Below are 20,848 nucleotides of genomic sequence, written 5' to 3'. Positions count from 1 at the left end.
AGTCCTCGTACTGGACGTACTCGGGCTTTCACCCGGTGCGGCGAGAGCGCGTGCATGGCGTCGCGGGGCAGGCGGGAGTTTGACGACAGGGCCTAGGGCCGCTCCGGCCGGTCCCGGCCGTACAGCCAGACGTCCCACACCCCGTCCAGGTCCCGCCCGGCCACCGACTCGGCGTAGCCGGTGAAGTCCTCGGTGGAGGCGTTGGCGTGCCGGTACTTCGCGGCCCAGCCGCGCAGCAGCTCGTCGAAGACCTCGTCGCCGACGGTCTCGCGCAGCTTGTGCAGGACCATCGCCCCGCGCTGGTAGACGGGCGGGTCGAAGAGGTTCTCCGCGGTGGGCGGATCGGCGGGCGGGAAGGCCCAGTTGGCCTCCTCGGCGAAGGCGGACACGAAGCTGTCCCGGGCCGGGACGGAGCCGTGCTCCTCCGCGTACAGCCACTCGGCGTAGGTGGCGAAGCCCTCGTTGAGCCAGATGTCCTGCCAGCTCTCGGGGGTGACGGAGTTCCCGAACCACTGGTGGGCCAGCTCGTGCACGAGCGTGGTGCGGTCGAAGGAGGAGGCCGGGAAGACGGGCCGGGTCTGGGTCTCCAGGGCGTAGCCGAGCAGGCCGTCGGTGATGATCACGGCCCCGGCGGCGCCGAAGGGGTACGGGCCGAAGCGGTCCTGCTGGCGGGCGAGGAGCGTGGGGAGTTCGGCGCGGAGCGCGGCGGTCGCGGCGGCCAGCGAGGGCTCGACGGCGGTGACGACGGGGACGTCGCCGAGGGCGGTGCCGGTGGTGGTCTCGTACCGGCCGATCATCACGGTGGCGAGGTAGGACGCCATCGGCTCCGGCTGGCGCCACACCGTGCGGGTGCGGCCGCCGGAGGCGGGCCCGGCGGAGACCCGGACGCCGTTGGAGAGCGCCGCCAGCCGGCTCGGGGCGGTCAGCGCGATCTCGTAGGACGCCTTGTCGGAGGGGTGGTGGTTGCCGGGGAACCAGGTCATGGAGCCGGCCGGTTCGCCGACCGCGACCGCCCCGTCCGAGGTGTTCAGCCAGCCCTCGGTCGAGCCGTCCGGGTCGGTGAGCGGCTCGGGCACCCCCGCGTAGTCGACGGTGACGGTGAACTCGGTGCCCCGCGGCAGCTCGTCGCGGGGGCGGAGGGTCAGCTCGTCGCCGGCCCGGTTGACGGCGGCGGGCTCGCCGTCGACGGTCGCGCCCGACACGGTGAGCCCGGCGAGGTCGAGGTTGAGGGCGGAGAGGTCCTGGGTGGCACGGGCGGTGATCCGCGCGGTGCCGTCGAGCCGGCCGCCGTCCGGGTCGAAGGCGAGGTCGAGGGCGTAGTGGGAGACGTCGTAGCCGCCGTTGCCGAGCCGGGGGAAGTACGGGTCCTGGAGACCGGACGCGCCGGGCGTGCCGCGCACCCCGCCGGCCGCCGGGGTGCAGCCGGCGGCGAGGAGGCCGAGCGCGGCGAGGGCCGCCGCCGTGACGGCGGCGGCCCTGGGGGACCGTCCGGTCCGGCTGTTCTGGGTCACGTGCGTCACATACGGATCCTAGACAAGCCGGACAGAACGTGACGGTGAGGGCGCCCGTCGGGGGGAGTCGGGCGCCCTCACCCGCAGGGGGCGAGCGGCGGGTGCTACTTCGCCAGCTCGGCGACGCCGGCCTGGGCGAACTTCTCGTCCAGGTCGCCGGAGGGGGCGCCCGCGACGCCGATGCCGGCGATCGGACCGCCGCCGGCGACGACCGGGGCGCCACCGCCGAGGAACAGGGTGCCCGGGATGTCCTTCAGGTTCGGCGCCTGCTCCAGGCGCTTGGCGAGCTCGGAGGTCGGGGCGTTCCAGGAGACGGCGGTGTACGCCTTGCGGATCGCCGACTCGTAGGACTGCGGGCCGGCGCCGTCGCCGCGCAGGGTGACGAGGGTGTTGCCGTTGCGGTCGACCACGGCCACGGAGACGCGCTGGTTCTCCTTCTCGGCGGCCTCCAGGACGGCCTCGGCGGCGTCGGTGGCGGCGTCGACGGTGAGGTGCGTGGTCTGGCGCAGGTGGTCGCCGCCCGCGTCGGCCTTGGCGACCGCGGCGGGAGCGGCGGCCGGGGCGGAGGCGTTCGCCGCGACGGCGCCGAAGGTGCCGGCGGTCAGGACGGCGGCGGCGGTGGCTCCGAGGACGAGCTTCTTCTTCATGGTGGCTCCCGAGGAGGTCGTGGCGGACCTGATCGGTCCGGCGGAGGAGGGCGTCTCCCCCGCTCCGAGATCCATCCTGGGTCCGGAACCGGCCCCGTACGGTCCACGGTCCGGCTGCCCTGCCGACGCGCACCGGACGATGCGGGGGTCAGCCGATCGGCTGATGCCGGGGTGGTCCGCGCGGGTCAGCATGGATACGTACACGCAGGTCAGCGCCGTGCTTGAGGAGGCGAGACGGATGGACCGGACCGGCCGGCGCGCGCGCCACACCGCGGCCACCCCGCCCGACCGGCACACCGCCGGGCCCCCGGCCTCCACCGCGCGCCTCCTCGACCCGCGCGGCGCGCAGGACCCCGACGCCGGCTGGCTGGCGCGCGTGATGCACGTGGCCTTCTTCCTGCTGCTCGGCGCGTCCCTGGCGCGGTTCCTGCTGCGGCACGCGTGGGAGGGCCGCAGCCCCTGGATCATCGCCCTGTGCGGCGCGCTGGCCGCCCTGTACCTGCTCGGGCCGGTCCTCGGCACCCGGGCCACCCCGCGCCGGATCGCCTGGCTGTGCACGGTCGTCGCCGTGTGGGTGGTGCTCGTCGTCCTCGCGCCCAGCTTCGCCTGGTGCGCGGTCCCGCTCTTCTACACCGGCCTGCGGACCCTGCCGCACAAGGCGGCGTTCGGCCTGGTCGCGCTGCTCACCGCCTTCGTCGTCTTCGCGCAGGTGCAGCTCTCGCACGGCGGCTGGGACCCCAATCTGATCGTCGCCCCGCCGGCCGTCGCCGCCATCGCCACCGGCGTCTTCGTCCACGCCGACCGGCAGGCGGCCCGGCAGCGGGCCCTCATCGACGACCTGATCCGCACCCGGCGCGAGCTCGCCGCGATCGAGCGGCGCGAGGGCACCCTCGCCGAGCGGCAGCGGCTCTCCATGGAGATCCACGACACCCTCGCGCAGGGCCTGTCGAGCCAGCAGATGCTGCTCCAGGCCGCCGACCGCACCTGGGACGCCGACCCGGCGACCGCCCGCCGGCACGTCCGCACGGCGGAGTCGATCGCCGAACGGAACCTCGCCGAGGCCCGCCGCTTCGTCCACGACCTGGCCCCCGCCGACCTCGCCGAGGGCGGCGGCCTCGAACAGGCGCTGCGCGGCCTCGCCTCGCGCGAGTCGGCCGCCTTCCGGGTCGACGGCACGCCGGTGCCGCTGCCGGACCGGGCCCAGTCGGCGCTCCTCCGGATCGCGCAGGGCGCGCTCGCCAACATCCGTGAGCACGCCGCCGCCACCTCGGCCGCGCTCACCCTCACCTACCTCGACGACCAGGTCGTCCTGGACGTCGCCGACGACGGCAGCGGCTTCGACCCGTCGGCCGCCCGCGACGGCGGCGGCGTCCGCGGCCACGGCCTGCCCGCGATGCGGGTCCGCGCCCAGCAGCTCGGCGGCACGCTTACGGTGGAGTCGACCCCCGGCGAGGGCACGGTGCTCTCCGCCGCCCTTCCCCTCGCACCCCCCGTGGAGGCCCGCCCGTGACCGTACGCATCCTCCTCTGCGACGACCACGTCGTGGTCCGCGCCGGACTGCTCGCCCTGCTGGGCTCCACCCCCGACATCGAGGTCGTCGGGGAGGCCGGCAGCGGCGAGGAGGCGGTCGCGATGGCCGCGAAGCTGAAGCCGGACGTGGTCCTGATGGACCTCCAGCTCGGCGCCGGCATCGACGGGGTGGAGGCGACCCGCCGGATCGCGCCGACCGGGGTCCACGTCCTCGTCCTCACCACGTACGACACGGACGCCGACATCACCCGCGCCATCGAGGCGGGCGCCACCGGCTACCTCCTGAAGGCCGAGCGGCCCGAGGAGCTGTTCGCCGCGATCCACTCCGCCGCCCAGGGGCGCACGGCCCTGTCGCCGCCGGTCGCGAGCCGGGTCATGGACCGGATGCGGGGCGCGGCGGGCCCCTCCCTCACCGACCGGGAGCGGGACATCCTCGGCCAGCTGGCGCACGGCCTCGGCAACAGGGAGATCGCCCGCGCGCTCTTCATCAGCGAGGCCACCGTCAAGACCCACCTCGGCCGGATCTACGCCAAGCTCGGCGTCGACACGCGGGCCGGCGCCGTCGCGGTCGCGAAGGAACAGCGCCTGCTCCCCTGAGCCCCCCGGGGCTGCTACCGTGCGCTGTCGTTCCAGTGCACAGCGTCATGTCCCCGTGGGAGCGCACGTGAAGATCGCCGTCGTCGGTGGCGGGCCCGCCGGCCTGTACCTCTCGATCCTGCTGAAGCGCCAGGACCCGTCCCACGAGATCGCCGTGTACGAGCGGAACGCGGCCGGCTCCACCTACGGCTGGGGCGTCACCTACTGGGCCGGGCTCCTCGACAAGCTGCGGGCCGGCGACCCGGAGTCCGCCGCCGCCGTCGCCGACGCCTCGGTGACCTGGACCGACGGCCTCGCGATCGTCCGCGACGAGCGGACCGTCCACCGCGGCGACGCCGGCTTCGGCATCGGCCGCCGCCGCATGCTCGGACTGCTCGCCGACCGGGCCGCCGCGCTCGGCGTCGAGGTCGCGTACGAGCACCCGATCGCCGGCCCGGACGCGCCGGAGCTGGCCGACGCGGACCTGGTCGTCGCCGCCGACGGCGTCCACAGCGTCCTGCGCGAGGCGCACGCCGACCACTACGGCACCGCCTTCGCCACCGGCCGCAACCCGTACATCTGGCTCGGCACCAGCAAGGTGTTCGACTCCTTCAGCTTCGCCTTCAAGGAGACCGAGCACGGCTGGATCTGGTGCTACGCCTACGGCTTCAGCGGCGAGCGCTCCACCTGCGTCGTCGAGTGCGCCCCCGGCACCTGGACCGGCCTCGGCCTGGACACCATGGCCGAGGGCGACTGCCTGGCGCTCCTGGAGAAGCTCTTCCACGACCTCCTCGACGGGCACGAGCTGATCGGCCGCGACCGGGGCGCCGAACCCGCCCAGTGGCTCCGCTTCCGCACCCTGACCACCCGCGCCTGGCACCACGGCCGGACCGTCCTCCTCGGCGACGCCGCCCACACCACCCACTACTCGATCGGCGCCGGCACCACCCTCGCCCTGGAGGACGCACTGGCCCTGGCCGACGCCCTCCGCAGCCACCCGGACGACCTCGACACCGCCCTCACCGCCTACGGCCGGCGGCGGCGCGCCGAACTCGTCTCCGCCCAGAGCGCGGCCCGCCTCAGCGCCCAGTGGTACGAGAACCTGCCCCGCTACATGGGCCTGGAGCCGGACCGGATGTTCGCCCTCCTCGGCCAGCGCCACTCCCCCCTCCTGCCGTACGTCCCCCCGCAGCTCTACTACCGGATCGACCGCGCCGCCGGCCGCCTGGAGGCCCTGCGCCGCCTCAAGCGCTGGCTGGGCCCGAGGCTGGCCCGGGCGACCCACCGCGTCTGACGCCGGGCCGGGAGCGTGACACCATCGGTGGGTGCTCGACATCGGCTACTCCCTCTCCCGGCGCTTCCCCGACCCCCCGCAGACCGACTACCGGCGGGCGGACGTGCACGCGCTGCGGCACGACCTCTTCTGCGGGGACGTCTACCTCGCGGACACCGAGGAGGACCGGGAGGTGTCCACAGCCTGGGGATGGGTGCCGGTCCTCGACTTCGCGTGGGCGCTCTGCGACATCGTCGAACAGCTCGACCGCGACCCCCAGGGCAGCCGCGCCTCCCGCCCCCAGTACGCCGAACTCGACTTCACCGAGTCCTCGGACCTGATGCTCTTCGAACGCCGCTTCGGCTGGGTCGACGTCGAGGCGGACTGGATGCCCGGCGACGAACGCCCGCTCACCTTCTCCCACACCGAACTCCGCCGCGAGGCCCGCGACTTCCTCCACGACCTGATCGCCGACCTCACCGACATGCACGAGGGCCTCGCCGACAACCCGGCCGTCTGGGACCTCCAGGCCCGCTTCCCCCGCGTGAAGTGACCCCCGGGCCTCACTCCTCCACCCGCACCCCCAGCCGCGCCGCGAGGACCGGCGCCAGGTCGAGCAGCTGCGCCGGCGAGATCACCGCGCCCGCCAGGGACTCCACCCCGCGCGCGATCTCCAGGCGGCGCACCCCGCGCAGATCCACATCCGTCAGCCTCGCCCCGGCGAAGTCCACCCCGACCAGCTCGCAGTCCACGAACGCGACCCGCTCCAGGACCGCCCCGCCGAAGTCCGGCTCCACCAGCACGCACCCCTCGAAGACGACGTCCCGCAGCGTCGCCGCCCGTAGGTTCGGGTAGTCCCACTTCCCGCCCCGCACGAGCACCCCCTGCCACGCCGAGCCGTGCAGCTGCGTCCCCCCGAACCGCGCCTCCACGACCTCCGCGTCCCGCAGCTGCGCCCCCGACAGATCGGCGCCCACGCCCCGTACGGACTCCAGACGCGAGTCCAGGAAACGCGCCCCCGTCAGCCGCGCCCCGTCCAGCGCGCACTCCCGCACCAGACAGTCCAGGAACCGTGCACCCTCCCCCGGGGAGCCCGCCAGATCGAGCCCGGCCAGCTCCAGGCCGTCATAGTCCCCGTCGGGCTCCAGCCCGCCCTCGTACGACTCCAGAGGCGGCAGTCGCAGCTCCACCCGGCGGGGCGCCTTGGTCTTTCGCTTCATGCGCCCATCGTGGCGCACGCCACCGACAGCCACCCGCCCTTGACCTCAAGCGAGGTCGAGGTACGAGCCTGGGTCGCGACCGCACGCACGCGACGACGTCAGGGGAACCGTCATGCACGCCATCCGCCTCCACGCCTTCGGCCCCGCCGAGAACCTCACCTACGAAGAGGTGCCCGACCCGGTGCCCGGTCCCGGGCAGGTCCGGATCGCCGTGGCCGCCGCCGGCGTCCACCTCCTCGACACCGCCCTCCGCCAGGGCATGACCGGCCCCTTCCCGGCCCCCGCCACCCTCCCCACCGTCCCCGGCCGCGAGGTCGCCGGCACCGTCGACGCCGTCGGCGACGGCACCGACCCCGCCTGGCTCGGCAAGCGCGTCGTCGCCCACCTCGGCATGAACCCCGGCGGCTACGCCGACCTCGCCGTCACCGACGCCGCCCGCCTCCACGAACTCCCCGACCACCTCGGCGAGGCCGAGGCCGTCGCCATGATCGGCACCGGCCGCACCACCTTCGGCATCCTCCAGTTCACCGACCTCGGCCCGGACTCGGTCGCGATCGTCCCCGCCGCCGCCGGCGGCATCGGCACCCTCCTCGTCCAGTACGCGAAGAACGCCGGCGCCACCGTCATCGGCCTCGCCGGCGGCCCCGCCAAGGTCGCCCGCGTCCACGAGAACGGCGCCGACCTCGCCGTCGACTACACCCGCCCCGACTGGCCCGACCGGGTCCGCGCCTTCCTCGGCGACCGCACCGCCACCGTCGTCTTCGACTCCGTCGGCGGCGCCACCGGCCGCGCCGCCGTCGACCTCCTCGGCAAGGGCGGACAGCACCTCGTCTTCGGCTGGTCCAGCACCGGACTCCACGACGGCGAAGCCCTCACCTTCACCGAGGAGGAACTGACCGCACGCGGCATCACCTCCGGCTCCGTCCTCGGCCCCGTCATGATCCAGAAGGCCGGCGGCGACGTCCGGAAGCTCGAACTCGCCGCCCTCGCCGCCGCCTCCGACGGCACCCTCCGCCCCGCCGTCCACCCCTTCCCCCTCGCCGAAGCGGCAGAAGCCCACCGCGCCCTGGAGACCCGGGGCACGATGGGCAAGGTGGTACTCGTTCCCTGAGGGAGGCTCAGACGCCGAGCACGTCCCAGGAGTGCGCCTTGAACTCCTTCCGGAAGTCCTCGTGGTCCTCCCACATCCGGGCGATGGAGCGCAGCGCGTCCCAGTTGTGCTCCAGCGCCTGGTCCACCACCTGACGCAGCTCCGGCGCCGTCTCCCGCTTCTCCACCAGACCGCCGACCTGCGAGGCCGCCTGCACCGTGTAGCGCAGCGCCCGCAGGGCGCGGGAGGTGTCGTCCATCCCGAAACCGTGGTCGCTGCCGTTCGCCGGGTCGAAGAGCGGCGTCAGCCGCGCCTCGACGAAGGCGGTGATCCGCTGGAAACGGGCCTCGACGCCCATGTCGTCGCCGTGATTGCCGTGGTCGTTGCACATAGGGACTTCCTACACCGTCACCGGGGCGCCCAGCGCCGCCAGGGCCCCGTCCGTCAGACGGTAGACCGACCACTCGTCCTGCGGGCGGGCGCCCAGCGACTCGTAGAAGTCGATCGACGGCCGGTTCCAGTTCAGCACCGACCACTCCAGCCGCTCGTAGCCGCGCTCCACGCAGATCCGCGCCAGCTCCGTCAGCAGCGCCTTGCCGTGACCGCCGCCGCGCGCCTCCGGACGGACGTACAGGTCCTCCAGGTAGATGCCGTGGACCCCCCGCCAGGTCGAGAAGTTCAGGAACCAGAGCGCGAAGCCGACCGGCTCCCCGTCCTCGGTCTCCGCGATGTGGGCGAAGGCGGCGGGCCGCTCGCCGAACAGCGCCTCGTGCAGCTGGTCGGGCGTGGCACGGACCTCGTCGAGGGCCTTCTCGTACTCCGCGAGGTCACGGATCAGGGCATGGATGACGGGCACGTCGGCCGGAGTGGCGGTACGGATCATGCCCTCAGCGTGCCAGCAGCGCCCGCGCGACGACCACCTGGGCCGCGCCGAGCTCGTCCTCGCCCTCCTCGACCTCCCACAGCCCGTTCTGCAGCACCCGCCCCAGCGTCCACGCCAGCGCCCGCTCACGGTCGAGCCCCAACCGCTCGGTGAGCAGGTCGAAGCGCCATCGGATCACGGCCGGGTCGGGGTTCCAGAGGTTGGTCAGCGCCGGCAGCAGCTCGAAGCCCGGATCGCCGGAGAGCGGCTTCGGGTCGATGACCAGCCACGGCTCGCGCTCCGCACCCAGCACGTTGTCGTAGTGCAGGTCCCAGTGGAGCAGCCGGTCCCCCGCCTCGCCCGCCACCTCCCGCACGGCGGCCGCGCAGTCCGCGAGCAGCGCCGCGTCCTGCGCACCGAGCCGCGCCACCGCCCCCGGCGTCCGCGCGAGCATCCGGGCCGCGATCGCGTCGAGCCGCCGCAGACCGGGCGGCGCCGGCCGGACCGACAGCCTCGCCAGCAGCCCGGCCAGCACCCGTACCGCCTCCCGCTCGTCCCCCAGACGCGACAAGTGCCGTGCGGGGTCGGCCCGTTCGAGCAGCATCGTGCCCGTCTCCGGATCGTGCTCCAGAAGCTGTACCACCCCGTCCCCGGCCCACGCGCGCAACGCCGCCGGCTCCCCCTCGGTCTCCTCGTCGAGGAGCTGGAGCTTCAGCGCCGCCGGCGTACCGTCCGCCCGCACCACCGGCAGCACCAGCGACGCCACGCCATGCATCGAGCGCCCGTCGAGCCGCAGCCCCCACCGCCCGAGGAACTCCTCCGCCCGCCCGGGCAACGCGGCGACGAAGGCCCGCCCCGCCTCGCCGTTGTACTTCGACTGACTGTGCGCGAGTTCCTCGGGTACGTCGATCACCCACCCGACCCTACGACCCCAGCGCCCCGTCCAGCAGCCTCCCGAACGCCCCCGCCTCGTACAGCCCGTCCCCGCCGTCCAGCACCTCCCCGTCCACCTCCACCGCCGGCGTGCCGCCCACCCCCGACTCCTCGAACGCCCGCTCCGCGTCCGCCACCCACGCCCCGCGGGTCCCGCCCCGCACCGCCCGGTCGAAGGCGTCGCCCCGCAGCCCCTCCACCCGGTCGGCGATCCGCAGCAGATCGTCGGCGGTGAAGGCGTCCTCCGGCTCCCCCGCCGGCTGCGCGGCGAACAGCGCCGCCCGGAACGCGGCGAACCTCCCCGGACCCGCGTCCGCCGCCGCCCGCAGCGCGGTCGCGGCCCGCGCCGACGCCGTCCCGCCGGTCCGCGCGTCCAGGAAGGAGGCGATCACGTACGCGACCCCCAGCTCGCCCCTCGCCGCCCGCCCGGCCGGCACCGCGCCCCCGGCCGCCTCGAACCTCGCGCAGTACGGGCAGCGCGGATCCGCGTACACCGTCACCGTGTGCGGCGCGCCCGCGTCACCGACGACGATCTTCGTACCCTCCACCGCCGACGGCAGCGCACCCGACACCCGCACCGTCCCCGCCGGCGCCGGCGCCGCCTCCCCGGCCGCCGCCGCCGAACCGCCCCCGCCCACCGAACACCCCACCCCCGCAAGGCCGATGAGACCCGCGGCGACCACGGCCCCGAGGGCGCGCCGAGTCCTGCGCACAGACATGGAGGGATCCTTCCGGAGCGACGGAATCCGCACCCCCGAACCTAGGCGCGCCCGCACCCGCCCTCCGCCGCCGAAGGACCCGTTTCCAGAGGACCAACGCCCCCGGTACCCTCCCGCCACGCACCGGGAAGAGGGACAACATGAACACCAGCACGGTCAACGGCGGCATCTCGTTCTGGTTCGCGCAGCAGGGCCTGCCGGACCCCCGCGAACCGCTCCCCGGCGACCGGACCGCCGACGTCTGCATCGTCGGCGGCGGCTACACCGGCCTGTGGACCGCCTACTACCTCAAGAAGGCGGTGCCCTTCCTCGACATCGTCGTCCTGGAGGCCCGCTTCTGCGGCTACGGCGCCTCCGGCCGCAACGGCGGCTGGCTCTACAACGGCATCGCCGGCCGCGACCGCTACGCCAAGCTGCACGGCCACGACGCCGCCGTCCGCCTCCAGCAGGCCATGAACGCCACCGTCACCGAGGTCCTCGACGTCCTCGACGCCGAGAAGGTCGACGCCGACCAGCACCGCGGCGGCGTCCTGGAGGTCGCCCTCTCCCCCGCCCAGCTCGCCCGCCTCAAGGAGTTCCACGCCGTCGAGCACGCCTTCGGCGAGACCGACCGCGAGATCTACGGCGCCCGCGAGACCGCCGACCGCATCCGCGTCGCCGGCGCCGTCGGCTCCTCCTGGACCCCGCACGGCGCCCGCCTCCACCCCGTCAAGCTCGTCGCCGGGCTCCGCGCCGCCGTCGAAGCCCTCGGCGTGACCATCCACGAGTCGACCCCGGTCACCGAGATCAAGCCCAAGCACGCCGTCACCCCCTACGGCACCGTCCGCGCCCCGTACGTCCTCCGCTGCACCGAGGGCTTCACCGCCTCCCTCGCCGGCCAGCGCCGCACCTGGCTCCCCATGAACTCCTCCATGATCGCCACCGAGCCGCTGACCGACGCCCAGTGGGCGTCCATCGGCTGGAACGGCCTGGAGACCCTCGGCGACATGGCCCACGCCTACATGTACGCCCAGCGCACCGCCGACGGCCGCATCGCGCTCGGCGGCCGCGGCGTCCCCTACCGCTACGGCTCGAAGACCGACAACGACGGCCGCACCCAGCCGCAGACGATCGAAGCCCTCCGCGAGATCCTCATCCGCTTCTTCCCGCAGCTCGCCGGCGTCCGCGTCGACCACGCCTGGTCCGGCGTCCTCGGTGTCCCCCGCGACTGGTGCGCCACCGCCACCCTCGACCGCACCACCGGCATCGGCTGGGCCGGCGGCTACGTCGGCTCCGGCGTCGCCACCACCAACCTCGCCGCCCGCACCCTCCGCGACCTCATCCAGCAGGACTCCGGCCAGGGCGGCGCCACCGACCTCACCACCCTGCCCTGGGTGAACCACAAGGTCCGCAAGTGGGAACCGGAACCCCTCCGCTGGCTCGGCGTCCAGACCATGTACGCCGCCTTCCGCGGCGCCGACCACCGCGAGACCACCACCCACACGGCCACCACGGACCGCGTGGCGACCTGGGCCAACCGCATCGCCGGCCGCTGACGCCCCCGCGACGCCCCCGGACACGCCGAAGGCCCCGAACCCCCCACGGGGTCCGGGGCCTTCGTCACCCACGCGTCAGAACAGCGCGTTCAGCGAGGACGCGGAAGGGCTCTCGCCGAGCGAGATCCTCACCCGGGCCGCGTACGGAGCCGTACCGCTGCCCGTGCCCTTGTACAGGTACACGTTCCCGGCACCGTCCCGCGCGACCAGGTCGGCCCGCCCGTCGTCCGTCAGGTCACCCGGGGACGACACCAGCGAGTACCCGTGCCAGCCCGAACCGACCCGCACCCGCGTGCCGTACGGCACGTCGGCGCGGCCCGTCGCCGGGTACAGCCACAGCACACCGGCCGTGTCACGGGCGATCAGATCGGCCCGCCCGTCGCCGTTGAGGTCACCGGCCCCGGTGAACTGGTTGTAGATCCCCCAGCCACCGCCGACCCGCACCCGGGTCGCGAACGGCGCCGTCGTGCTCGTCGTGCCCTTGTACAGCCACAGCACACCCGACGCGTCCCGGGCGATCATGTCCGGCCGCCCGTCACCGCTGACGTCCCCGACACCGACGAGCTGGTTGTAGATCCCCCAGCCACTGCCGACCCGCACCCGCGCGGAGAGCGGCTCGTACGAGCTGCCGGTGGTCCGGTACGACCACAGCACACCGGACGTGTCCCGCGCGACGACACCGCCACCGGCGGCCTCGCTCGTGATCGGAGCGAGCTTCGTGACGGCGTTGTAGATCCCCCAGCCCCGCCCCACGGTCTCCGTCCACTCCCGGAACGGCTGGGTGGCGCTGCCGGTGCCGTGGTGCCAGTGCAGCAGTCCGCTCTTGTCCCGCGAGATCATCGCGTAGTGCGTGGGCACCGGGCGGGAGCTCTGGACCGAGAACGCGCTCTGCGCCATCGGGTTGTCGCCGGCGTCGAAGACGCGGTACTCCGCGACCGTGTCGATCGCCCACGCGGCCGCGTAGGGAGACGCCTTCACCGTGTACGACACGGTGACGTCGACCGGGCCGTCCGTGCCCGGGTCGATCTCGCACTGGACGCCACCGGGCGAGAGGTAGCCGCTGACGACGTCGCACTCGGTGGTCGCGGAGCTCTGGCGGACGCCGGTGATGCCGACCTGGACCTCACCCTCCTCCCAGTGCCGCATGCCCTCGCCCGGCACCAGGTTGATGTCGAGCGTGCCCTTGTCCACCGCGTGCACGGTCGCCGTGTGCGTGACCGTCGAACCGGCCGGCACGGCCGGCGTGGTGAGCGCGATCGTGTTCTGGGCGACGTGCTCCGCCGTCTTCGCGGTGACCGTACGGGCGGCGTGCTGGCCGTCCTCCACCAGCAGGTCGACCGTCTGCGCCTCCTTCACGGCCTTCGCGAGGTCCCCGCCGCGGGGGACGTAGACGAAGCCGTAGTGGAGTGTGGTGTTGTTGGCGGTGCCCTCCGCGGCCGCGACCTCGATGCCTCCGTAGGAGTCCTCGTCCGATACGGGGCACGTGTAGACCCCGACCACGCCCGCCCGCGCCTGGCAGTCGCCGGCGTTGAGCGACATCCCGGCGGGGAAGCCGCCCTTCGCCCACGTCGCGTCGGTCAGCGGCGCCTTGCTGAAGGCGTACACCAGGGTGCCTTCGAACGAGTCGCCGTACGAGACGCCGTTCGGCCCCACGTCGGCGGGCCACGTCCCGGGCTGGATCACCCGGTCCTCGATGTCGAACCCGGGGTCCCAGCCGTCGGCGGCAGCCGTGGACGCCCCCGAGACCAACCCGGCCACCAGCAGCGCGGCCGTCCCCCCGAGTGCAATGGTTCTACGCAAGCGATCAGTCCTTCGTCGCAAAACCGCACCCCCCCTGGGTGCGCGCCGCACGGTACCGCGAAGGCCCCGCCCCCCTCGCAGGGGGGCGGGGCCTTCGTCGTGCAGAGCCGCCTGTCGGAATCGAACCGACGACCTCAAGATTACAAGTCAAGCGCTCTAGCCAACTGAGCTAAGGCGGCAGCGAGTGCAGTCTAACCAACCCCGCCCGGCCCACGGTCGGAAATCTCACGCCCTTCGAACTACTGACAGATCCGACGCCGCCAGGTAGCGTCGAGCGGAGTTCACCCAGGTGGACTAGACCTCAACTCTTCCTTTACTCGGATCGTCCGGCACGTTCCTGCCGGTGAAGGGGCGTATCACCATGGCTTCTGTCACTTTCGACAAGGCGACCCGGATCTACCCGGGCGCCAAGACCCCCTCCGTCGACCAGCTCGACATCGAGATCGGCGACGGGGAGTTCCTCGTCCTCGTCGGGCCCTCGGGCTGCGGCAAGTCGACCTCGCTGCGGATGCTGGCGGGTCTGGAGGACGTCAACGCGGGCGCCATCCGCATCGGTGACCGGGACGTCACCCACCTGCCGCCGAAGGACCGGGACATCGCCATGGTGTTCCAGAACTACGCGCTCTACCCGCACATGACCGTCGCCGACAACATGGGCTTCGCGCTCAAGATCGCCGGCGTCAACAAGAGCGAGATCCGCGCGAAGGTCGAAGAGGCCGCGAAGATCCTCGACCTCACCCAGTACCTGGACCGCAAGCCGAAGGCGCTCTCCGGCGGTCAGCGCCAGCGTGTCGCCATGGGCCGCGCCATCGTGCGCGAGCCGCAGGTCTTCCTCATGGACGAGCCGCTGTCGAACCTCGACGCCAAGCTCCGCGTCTCGACCCGTACGCAGATCGCCGGCCTGCAGCGCCGTCTCGGCATCACGACGGTCTACGTCACCCACGACCAGACCGAGGCGCTCACCATGGGCGACCGCGTCGCCGTGCTGAAGGACGGTCTGCTCCAGCAGGTCGACACCCCGCGCAACATGTACGACAAGCCCGCGAACCTCTTCGTCGCCGGCTTCATCGGCTCGCCCGCCATGAACCTGATCGAGGTCCCGATCACCGAGGGCGGCGTGAAGTTCGGCAACAGCGTCGTCCCGGTCTCCCGTGACGCACTCGCCACCGCCGCCGCCAACGGCGACACCACCGTCGTCGTCGGCGTCCGCCCGGAGCACTTCGACGTGTCGGGCCCGACCGGCAAGGACGGCGTGGCCGTGACCGTCAACGTGGTCGAGGAGCTGGGCTCCGACGGCTTCGTCTACGGCTCCACCCGCGTCGGCGGCGAGGACAAGGACATCGTCATCCGCGTCGGCGGCCGTGAGATCCCGTCCAAGGGCTCCACGCTGCACGTCGTCCCGCGCGCCGGCGAGCTGCACGTCTTCTCCAAGTCGACGGAGCAGCGCATCAGCGAGTGACCTTCCGGCCCCGGCCGGAAAAGACCCGTGGCGAACGGCCCCGTATCCCTTGCGGATGCGGGGTCGTTCGTTTAAACGGGCTTACCCCGGAAAACCCCGGCATTCGGGGCCCGCCCCTCCGGCCCGCGTCAACACGGGATTCGAAAAGCCGCGTCGAACCATCCCCCGCGAGAGTGACTAAATGTCGCCATATCACTACCGCCCGCTACGCTCGCCTGCGTGACGCACACTGCCCGCCGAATCGGCCGCTCCCTCGCCCTCGTCCTGCCCGTCGTCCTGGTCCTGTCGGGAACGCTCGCGGTGTCCGCCGTGCCGTGGGCCGGTCAGGACGCCGAAGGCCAGATGCTGACCGCCTCCGCCTCGGACGTCTCCACCCGCGCGAAGTCCCGTGCCCCGCAGGACGTGCTGCGGGACCGGCTGCTCGCCGAGCTCCAGGAGAAGGACCCCGGCGTCGCCCTCACCCACCTCCAGCGCGAGGTGGAGAACCGCCCCTCGCTCGCCGAGCACTGCGTGTCGATCGCCCGCGCCCTCGGCCGCGCCGCGGTGGAGCACTACGGCCCCGCCCGCGCCCAGGCGTTCTCCCGGCCGGTCTGCGACACCTCGTACGCGACCGGCGTGATGCGCGCGACGGGCTGAGCGCCGTCACCGCGTCCGCGCCCGCGGGGCACCTATCGTTCCCCGTATGCACACCACTCCGACGCAGGCCGTGGTCCTGGCGGGCGGCCAGGGCTCGCGGCTGCGCCCCTACACCGACGACCGCCCCAAGCCGATGGTCGAGATCCCGGGCACCGGGACCCCGATCATCGGCCATCAGCTTTCCTGGCTGGCCGCCGAGGGCGTGACCGACGCCGTCGTCTCCTGCGGGCACCTCGCCGAAGTCCTCCAGGAGTGGCTGGAGGAGGCCGATCTGCCGCTCAAGGTGACCACGGTCGTCGAGACCGAGCCGCTGGGCCGGGGCGGCGGCCTCAAGTACGCCGCCGCGCACCTGCCCGAGCCGGACCGGCCCTGGTACGCCACCAACGGCGACATCTGGACGCGTTTCTCGCTGCGCGAGATGGCCGCGTTCCACGACGAGCGGGACGCCACCGCCACCCTGGCGCTGGCCCGCCCGCGGATCCCGTGGGGCGCCGTCGAGACCGACACCTTCGGGCACATCACCGACTTCGTCGAGGCGCCGCCGTCGCCGTTCCTCATCAACGCCGGCGTGTACGTCTTCTCCCCCGCGTTCACCGCGCTCCTGCCCGATCTGGGCGACCACGAGCGGACCACCTTCCCGCGTCTCGCGCGCGAGCGGCGCCTGGCCGGCTTCCCGCTGCCCCAGGGGGCGTACTGGAGGGCCATCGACACCGCGAAGGACCTGACGGAGGCCGCGAAGGAGCTCGCCGCGCAGGGCCTCTGAGCCGTACGGGAGAGGCGCCCACGGGAGAGCGCGTACGAGAGAGGCGGCACCGCCCCCCTGGGACGGTGCCGCCTCTCTCGTGCGCCGTGCGGGCCCGGGCGCTCAGCCCAGCAGGCCGCCGATCGGGTTCTGCGGGGCCTCGCCGCCGCCGGTGGTGGCCTCCTCGGTGGGCGCCTCCTGAGTGGGGGTGCCGGTGGAGGAGCCGCCGGAGGACGAGGTGCTGCCGGAGGTGCCGCTGGGGCTGTCGCTGGTGGTCGGCGGCGGGGCGGGCTCCGACTGGGTGGGCGTACGACTGCTGCCGCCGCCGGCGCCGTCGGTGGCGGTCGGCCTCTGCTCCTGGGTCGGGGTGGAGCCGGTCCCGGTGCCGGCGCCGGTCTCGGTCGGCCGGGTCGCCTCCTGGGTCTCCTCGCGCTCCTCGCGGGCCTCCTCCGTGGTCTCGGCCGCCGACGGCTCGGGGCGGGCGTCGCGCGGGGTCTCCGACGGGGTGCGGCGGCGCTCCGGCTCGGTCGGCAGCGGCTGGCCGGGGAGGTGGTTGATCGGGTCGTCGTTCGGGCCCGGGACGGTGACCATCTCGGTGGAGCGGACGGCGCCGCCGAGGACCGAGCCGATGAGCAGGGTGAGGCCGACGACCACGGAGGCGAAGAGCACCGAGCGGCGCATCACCCGGCGGCGCAGCTCCCACAGTTCGGCGCGGGGGCCGAGGGTGCGCCAGGCTTCGCCGGCGAGGCGGCCGTCGATCGAGTAGACGGGGGCGCCGGCGATGATCAGCGGGGACCAGGCGGCGAGGTAGATGATGTCGGGCGCGTCGTAGACGGGGACGGTGCGCCAGCTGACGGTGAGGATGAGCGCGGCGGAGAGGAGGGCGCCGACGACGGCGGCGACGCGCTGCCAGAGGCCGAGGACGGTGAGGACGCCGACGACGACCTGGAGGAAGGCGACGGTGAGTCCGGCGCCGACGGGGTGCTGGAGGGCGAAGTCGCGCAGGGGTTCGGCGAGCGGCCAGGGGTGGAGCTGGGTGAGCCACTTGACCATGGAGCCGCGCTCGCCGCCGTCGAAGTAGACGGGGTCGCAGAGCTTGCCCATGCCGGCGTAGATGGAGATGAAGCCGAGGAAGACGCGGAGCGGGAGGAGCACCACGCCGAGGTTCATGCGGCGGCCGGGGTAGTAGGCGTGCCGGACGGGGTCGGAGGTGGGGCGCTGGCCGGCGGGGCGGGCCTCTTCGTGCGGCGCCGCGTCCGGCCGCAGGTCGTACACGTCGTCGTAGGCGCCCTCGGCCCGGCGCATCGGCGGCAGGATCGGTGCGGCGGCCCCGGCGGGCACGACGGGGGTGGGCATCGTGTCGTCGATGCGGGGGATGGTCTGGGTGGTCGGCTCCAGCGTGGAGACGGCGCCGCCCGTGCCGGCCGAGGACTCCCGTACGGCCTGGAGGAGTCCGGTCGCGCCCGGCGTGGCCTTGCCGGTCCAGACGACGGGGCGCCGACGCGGCGCTCCCGCTCCACCGGCCCCGGAGAGGGCGGCCACGCGCGGGTTCGCGCCGAACTTCGGCTGCTGGGCCGGCGCGAGCCGCACACGGAAGCTGGCGTGGTTCACGATCACCTGGGCGGGATCGGAATCCACCTTGACCATGCTCAGCGCGGGCTGATCGTCGAACCCCGGCCGGGGCGTTCTGGTGTCCACACTCATCTAACCGAGTGACGCGGGGTTTGGACACTGCCTTGACGGGCTCGGATGTCCGAGGTCCGTCAAGATCACGGCCGGGGCGGGTCCCCCGTACGGTTCAGCCCGTACGGGGGAGGCCGGTCACATGCGGCGGCGGGCGGCCTCGTAGAGGACGACGCCGGCGGCGACACCGGCGTTGAGGGACTCGGCGCCGCCGGGCATCGGGATGCGGACGAGGAAGTCGCAGGTCTCGCCGACGAGTCGGGAGAGGCCCTTGCCCTCGGAGCCGACCACGATGACGACGGGCCCTTCGAGGGCCTCCAGCTCGTGGACCTCGGTGTCGCCGTCGGCGGAGAGGCCGACGACGGTGAGGCCGGCCTTCTGGTACTCCTGCAGGCAGCGGGTGAGGTTGGTGGCGCGGGCGACCGGGGTGCGGGCGGCGGTGCCGGCCGAGGTCTTCCAGGCGCCGGCGGTCATGCCGGCGGCGCGGCGCTCGGGGACGACGACGCCGTGGCCGCCGAAGGCGGAGACGGAGCGGACGACGGCGCCGAGGTTGCGCGGGTCGGTGACGCCGTCGAGGGCGACGATCAGCGGGTCCTCGTGCTCGTCGTAGGCGTGCGCGGCGAGGTCCTCGGGGTGCGCGTACTCGTACGGCGGGACCTGGAGGACGAGGCCCTGGTGGTTGAGGCCGTTGGTCATCCGGTCGAGCTCGGGGCGCGGCGCCTCCATGATGTTGATGTTGCCGCGGCCGGTGGCGAGGTTGAGCGCCTCGCGCACGCGCTCGTCGTTGTCGATGAACTGCTGGACGTAGAGGGTGGTGGCGGGGACGCCGTCACGCAGTGCCTCGAAGACGGGGTTGCGGCCGACGACCATCTCGGCCTGGCCCTTGCCGCCGCGGCGGGCGACGGGCTTGCGCTTGGCGGCGTTCCGGGCCATCGCGTTGGAGACGCGGTATGCCTTGTGTCCCTTGCGGTTCTCGGCCTTGGGCGTCGGGCCCTTGCCCTCGAGGGCGCGGCGTCGCTTGCCACCGCTGCCGACCGTCGCGCCCTTCTTGTTGGACGTGCGACGTCCCCTGCGCTGGCTGTTCCCGGCCATGACTGCTACCTGTTCCTCTGGCGTACGTGCGGAAGTCTTTTAAGTGAAGTGTGCCGCCCGGGGCTCCGGGCGGCACGTCTTCGGGGTGTTCTATCGGTTGGCGAGGGTCCACCGGGGGCCGTCGGGGCTGTCCTCGATGGCCAGGCCGGACTGGGTGAGCTGGTCGCGGATGGCGTCGGCCGTGCCCCAGTCCTTGCGCTCGCGGGCGGCCTCGCGCTGCTGGAGGACGAGGCGGACGAGGGTGTCGACGACGCCGTGGAGTTCTTCGCCGCCGCCGGACTCGTCGGCCCACTGGGGGTCGAGGGGGTCCAGGCCGAGGACGCCGAGCATGGCGCGGACCTCGGCGAGGCGGGCGATGGCCTCGTCCTTGTCGTCGGCGCCGAGCGCGCTGTTGCCCTGGCGGACGGTGGTGTGGATGATCGCCAGCGCGTGCGGAACGCCGAGGTCGTCGTCCATGGCCTCGGCGAAGGCCGGCGGCACCTCGGCGGCGGGCGGGACGGTCCGGCCGGCCTTCTCGGTGGCGCGCTGGACGAAGCCCTCGATGCGGCCGAAGGCGGCCTCGGCCTCGCGCAGGGACTCCTCGCTGTACTCGATCATCGAGCGGTAGTGCGGGGTGCCCAGGTAGTAGCGGAGGACGATGGGGCGCCAGTTCTTGACCATCTCGCTCACGAGGACCGAGTTGCCGAGCGACTTCGACATCTTCTCGCCGCTCATGGTGACCCAGGCGTTGTGGACCCAGTAGCGGGCGAACTCGTCGCCGAACGCCTTGGCCTGGGCGATCTCGTTCTCGTGGTGCGGGAAGATCAGGTCGAGGCCGCCGCCGTGGATGTCGAAGGCGGAGCCGAGGTACTTGTGGGCCATGGCCGAGCACTCCAGGTGCCAGCCGGGGCGGCCGCGGCCCCACGGGGTCTCCCAGTCGGGCTCGCCGGGCTTGGTCGCCTTCCACATGGCGAAGTCGCGGGGGTCGCGCTTGCCGGAGACGCCCTCGTCGGGCTGGCGGAGGTCGTCCAGGTCCTGGTTGGAGAGCTCCAGGTAGCCGGGGAAGGAGCGGACGTCGAAGTAGACGCTGCCGTCGGCCTCGTAGGCGTGGCCGCGCTCGATGAGGCCGCGCATCATCTCGATCATCTCGGGCACGTGGCCGGTGGCGCGGGGCTCGTAGGTGGGCGGGAGGCAGCCCAGGGCGTCGTAGCCGGTGTTGAAGGCGCGCTCGTTCTCGTACCCGATCGACCACCAGGGGCGGTTCTGGTCCCTGCCCTTGGCGATGATCTTGTCGTCGATGTCGGTGACGTTGCGGACGAAGGTGACGTCGTAGCCGCGGTAGGCGAACCAGCGGCGCATGATGTCGAAGTTCAGCCCCGACCGGATGTGTCCGATGTGCGGGGCCGCCTGGACGGTGGCGCCACAGAGGTAGATCGAGACGGAGCCCGGCGTGAGCGGGGTGAAGTCACGGATCTGCCGGGCGCTGGTGTCGTACAGGCGAATAGTCACGGGTCCAGGGTAGTGGGCGTGCGGTGGTGCCCCGCGACCGATGCCGGGTCGC

At 73.4% G+C, this 20,848-nt stretch carries 20 protein-coding genes and 1 tRNA gene; 9 read left to right on the top strand and 12 right to left on the bottom strand.

Translation table 11 applies throughout. The features are described 5' to 3' along the window. Positions 1 to 92: 92 nt before the first annotated feature. Together IF73_RS0119825 and IF73_RS0119820 are read right to left on the bottom strand one after the other, a co-directional pair. Positions 93 to 1,511 (bottom strand): M1 family metallopeptidase, encoded by a 1,419-nt coding sequence (locus IF73_RS0119825; RefSeq protein WP_031009829.1) that lies wholly within the window; start codon positions 1,509 to 1,511, stop codon positions 93 to 95. Positions 1,512 to 1,615: 104 nt separating this feature from the next. Continuing rightward, positions 1,616 to 2,158, bottom strand: coding sequence for a GlcG/HbpS family heme-binding protein (locus IF73_RS0119820; RefSeq protein ID WP_031009825.1), 543 nt, complete (start codon positions 2,156 to 2,158; stop codon positions 1,616 to 1,618). A 379-nt stretch (positions 2,159 to 2,537) separates the two neighbouring features. Here IF73_RS0119820 and IF73_RS0119815 point away from each other — a divergent pair, with 379 nt between their 5' ends. From IF73_RS0119815 to IF73_RS0119800, 4 genes are all read left to right on the top strand, one after another. Next, positions 2,538 to 3,668, top strand: a complete 1,131-nt coding sequence (locus tag IF73_RS0119815) for a sensor histidine kinase (RefSeq protein ID WP_051717034.1) — start codon at positions 2,538 to 2,540, stop codon at positions 3,666 to 3,668. Further along, a complete protein-coding gene (locus tag IF73_RS0119810; protein ID WP_031009821.1) occupies positions 3,665 to 4,285 on the top strand; it encodes a response regulator in 621 nt (206 codons plus the stop codon). Before IF73_RS0119815 ends, IF73_RS0119810 begins: the two co-directional genes overlap by 4 nt. A gap of 67 nt (positions 4,286 to 4,352) precedes the next feature. Further along, positions 4,353 to 5,558 (top strand): FAD-dependent monooxygenase, encoded by a 1,206-nt coding sequence (locus IF73_RS0119805; RefSeq protein ID WP_031009818.1) that lies wholly within the window; start codon positions 4,353 to 4,355, stop codon positions 5,556 to 5,558. A 31-nt stretch (positions 5,559 to 5,589) separates the two neighbouring features. After that, positions 5,590 to 6,090, top strand: a complete 501-nt coding sequence (locus tag IF73_RS0119800; protein WP_031009817.1) for a hypothetical protein — start codon at positions 5,590 to 5,592, stop codon at positions 6,088 to 6,090. Between the two features lie 10 nt (positions 6,091 to 6,100). Here IF73_RS0119800 and IF73_RS0119795 read toward each other — a convergent pair whose 3' ends face one another. Further along, positions 6,101 to 6,757, bottom strand: coding sequence for a pentapeptide repeat-containing protein (locus IF73_RS0119795; RefSeq protein WP_031009815.1), 657 nt, complete (start codon positions 6,755 to 6,757; stop codon positions 6,101 to 6,103). 112 nt (positions 6,758 to 6,869) lie between these two features. Between IF73_RS0119795 and IF73_RS0119790 the strand changes: the two genes are divergently transcribed. Beyond that, positions 6,870 to 7,868, top strand: a complete 999-nt coding sequence (locus IF73_RS0119790; RefSeq protein ID WP_031009813.1) for a zinc-binding dehydrogenase — start codon at positions 6,870 to 6,872, stop codon at positions 7,866 to 7,868. Between the two features lie 7 nt (positions 7,869 to 7,875). Here IF73_RS0119790 and IF73_RS0119785 read toward each other — a convergent pair whose 3' ends face one another. The 4 genes from IF73_RS0119785 to IF73_RS0119770 are packed head-to-tail and all read right to left on the bottom strand — an operon-like array spanning position 7,876 to position 10,361. Beyond that, on the bottom strand, positions 7,876 to 8,238 hold the full coding sequence (locus tag IF73_RS0119785; RefSeq protein WP_234338281.1) for a hypothetical protein: 363 nt from the start codon (positions 8,236 to 8,238) through the stop codon (positions 7,876 to 7,878). A gap of 9 nt (positions 8,239 to 8,247) precedes the next feature. After that, positions 8,248 to 8,730 (bottom strand): GNAT family N-acetyltransferase, encoded by a 483-nt coding sequence (locus tag IF73_RS0119780; RefSeq protein WP_031009810.1) that lies wholly within the window; start codon positions 8,728 to 8,730, stop codon positions 8,248 to 8,250. 4 nt (positions 8,731 to 8,734) lie between these two features. After that, positions 8,735 to 9,622, bottom strand: coding sequence for an aminoglycoside phosphotransferase family protein (locus IF73_RS0119775; RefSeq protein WP_031009808.1), 888 nt, complete (start codon positions 9,620 to 9,622; stop codon positions 8,735 to 8,737). A 10-nt stretch (positions 9,623 to 9,632) separates the two neighbouring features. Then, positions 9,633 to 10,361, bottom strand: coding sequence for a DsbA family protein (locus tag IF73_RS0119770; RefSeq protein ID WP_031009807.1), 729 nt, complete (start codon positions 10,359 to 10,361; stop codon positions 9,633 to 9,635). A gap of 140 nt (positions 10,362 to 10,501) precedes the next feature. Here IF73_RS0119770 and IF73_RS0119765 point away from each other — a divergent pair, with 140 nt between their 5' ends. Further along, positions 10,502 to 11,896: an NAD(P)/FAD-dependent oxidoreductase gene (locus IF73_RS0119765; RefSeq protein ID WP_031009805.1), complete on the top strand. Its 1,395-nt coding sequence runs from the start codon at positions 10,502 to 10,504 to the stop codon at positions 11,894 to 11,896. Positions 11,897 to 11,971: 75 nt separating this feature from the next. On the opposite strand, the gene IF73_RS0119760 is transcribed toward IF73_RS0119765, so the two are convergent. Continuing rightward, positions 11,972 to 13,696 (bottom strand): FG-GAP repeat domain-containing protein, encoded by a 1,725-nt coding sequence (locus IF73_RS0119760; RefSeq protein ID WP_158822058.1) that lies wholly within the window; start codon positions 13,694 to 13,696, stop codon positions 11,972 to 11,974. Between the two features lie 105 nt (positions 13,697 to 13,801). After that, positions 13,802 to 13,875 (bottom strand) — tRNA-Thr (locus IF73_RS0119755). A gap of 182 nt (positions 13,876 to 14,057) precedes the next feature. On the opposite strand from IF73_RS0119755, the gene IF73_RS0119750 reads away from it, so the two are divergent. The 3 genes from IF73_RS0119750 (at position 14,058) to IF73_RS0119740 (ending at position 16,554) form a co-directional block, all read left to right on the top strand. Further along, positions 14,058 to 15,155: an ABC transporter ATP-binding protein gene (locus IF73_RS0119750; protein WP_031009801.1), complete on the top strand. Its 1,098-nt coding sequence runs from the start codon at positions 14,058 to 14,060 to the stop codon at positions 15,153 to 15,155. A 219-nt stretch (positions 15,156 to 15,374) separates the two neighbouring features. Beyond that, positions 15,375 to 15,791 carry a hypothetical protein gene (locus IF73_RS0119745; protein ID WP_031009799.1) on the top strand — a complete coding sequence of 139 codons (417 nt, stop codon included), beginning with the start codon at positions 15,375 to 15,377 and terminating at the stop codon, positions 15,789 to 15,791. Between the two features lie 46 nt (positions 15,792 to 15,837). Next, complete coding sequence (locus IF73_RS0119740) at positions 15,838 to 16,554, top strand: nucleotidyltransferase family protein (RefSeq protein WP_031009797.1); 717 nt, start codon at positions 15,838 to 15,840, stop codon at positions 16,552 to 16,554. Positions 16,555 to 16,656: 102 nt separating this feature from the next. Here the strand turns inward: IF73_RS0119740 and IF73_RS0119735 are convergent, their stop codons facing one another. The 3 genes from IF73_RS0119735 to cysS form a co-directional block, all read right to left on the bottom strand. Next, entirely contained in the window at positions 16,657 to 18,237 is a 1,581-nt protein-coding gene (locus IF73_RS0119735) for a DoxX family membrane protein (protein ID WP_078868151.1), read from the bottom strand. Between the two features lie 117 nt (positions 18,238 to 18,354). Continuing rightward, complete coding sequence (gene rlmB, locus IF73_RS0119730) at positions 18,355 to 19,308, bottom strand: 23S rRNA (guanosine(2251)-2'-O)-methyltransferase RlmB (protein ID WP_031009794.1); 954 nt, start codon at positions 19,306 to 19,308, stop codon at positions 18,355 to 18,357. Positions 19,309 to 19,398: 90 nt separating this feature from the next. Then, entirely contained in the window at positions 19,399 to 20,796 is a 1,398-nt protein-coding gene (gene cysS / locus IF73_RS0119725) for a cysteine--tRNA ligase (protein WP_031009793.1), read from the bottom strand. Between the last annotated feature and the right edge of the window lie 52 nt (positions 20,797 to 20,848).

The organism is Streptomyces sp. NRRL F-5727 (genome assembly GCF_000719555.1).
In the GTDB taxonomy this organism is placed as follows: Bacteria; Actinomycetota; Actinomycetes; order Streptomycetales; family Streptomycetaceae; genus Streptomyces.
Note: the sequence above shows the minus strand (reverse complement) of the source record. Positions and strands in the feature narration are given on the sequence as shown.

Excerpts from the sequence above, each read along its gene's own strand:
- IF73_RS0119795 (WP_031009815.1), bottom strand. The coding sequence starts at position 6,757 with ATGAAGCGAAAGACCAAGGCGCCCCGCCGGGTGGAGCTGCGACTGCCG.
- IF73_RS0119815 (WP_051717034.1), top strand. The coding sequence starts at position 2,538 with ATGCACGTGGCCTTCTTCCTGCTGCTCGGCGCGTCCCTGGCGCGGTTC.
- IF73_RS0119780 (WP_031009810.1), bottom strand. The coding sequence starts at position 8,730 with ATGATCCGTACCGCCACTCCGGCCGACGTGCCCGTCATCCATGCCCTG.
- IF73_RS0119735 (WP_078868151.1), bottom strand. The coding sequence starts at position 18,237 with ATGAGTGTGGACACCAGAACGCCCCGGCCGGGGTTCGACGATCAGCCC.
- IF73_RS0119790 (WP_031009813.1), top strand. The coding sequence starts at position 6,870 with ATGCACGCCATCCGCCTCCACGCCTTCGGCCCCGCCGAGAACCTCACC.
- IF73_RS0119740 (WP_031009797.1), top strand. The coding sequence starts at position 15,838 with ATGCACACCACTCCGACGCAGGCCGTGGTCCTGGCGGGCGGCCAGGGC.
- IF73_RS0119820 (WP_031009825.1), bottom strand. The coding sequence starts at position 2,158 with ATGAAGAAGAAGCTCGTCCTCGGAGCCACCGCCGCCGCCGTCCTGACC.
- IF73_RS0119785 (WP_234338281.1), bottom strand. The coding sequence starts at position 8,238 with ATGTGCAACGACCACGGCAATCACGGCGACGACATGGGCGTCGAGGCC.
- IF73_RS0119765 (WP_031009805.1), top strand. The coding sequence starts at position 10,502 with ATGAACACCAGCACGGTCAACGGCGGCATCTCGTTCTGGTTCGCGCAG.
- rlmB (WP_031009794.1), bottom strand. The coding sequence starts at position 19,308 with ATGGCCGGGAACAGCCAGCGCAGGGGACGTCGCACGTCCAACAAGAAG.
- IF73_RS0119770 (WP_031009807.1), bottom strand. The coding sequence starts at position 10,361 with ATGTCTGTGCGCAGGACTCGGCGCGCCCTCGGGGCCGTGGTCGCCGCG.
- IF73_RS0119750 (WP_031009801.1), top strand. The coding sequence starts at position 14,058 with ATGGCTTCTGTCACTTTCGACAAGGCGACCCGGATCTACCCGGGCGCC.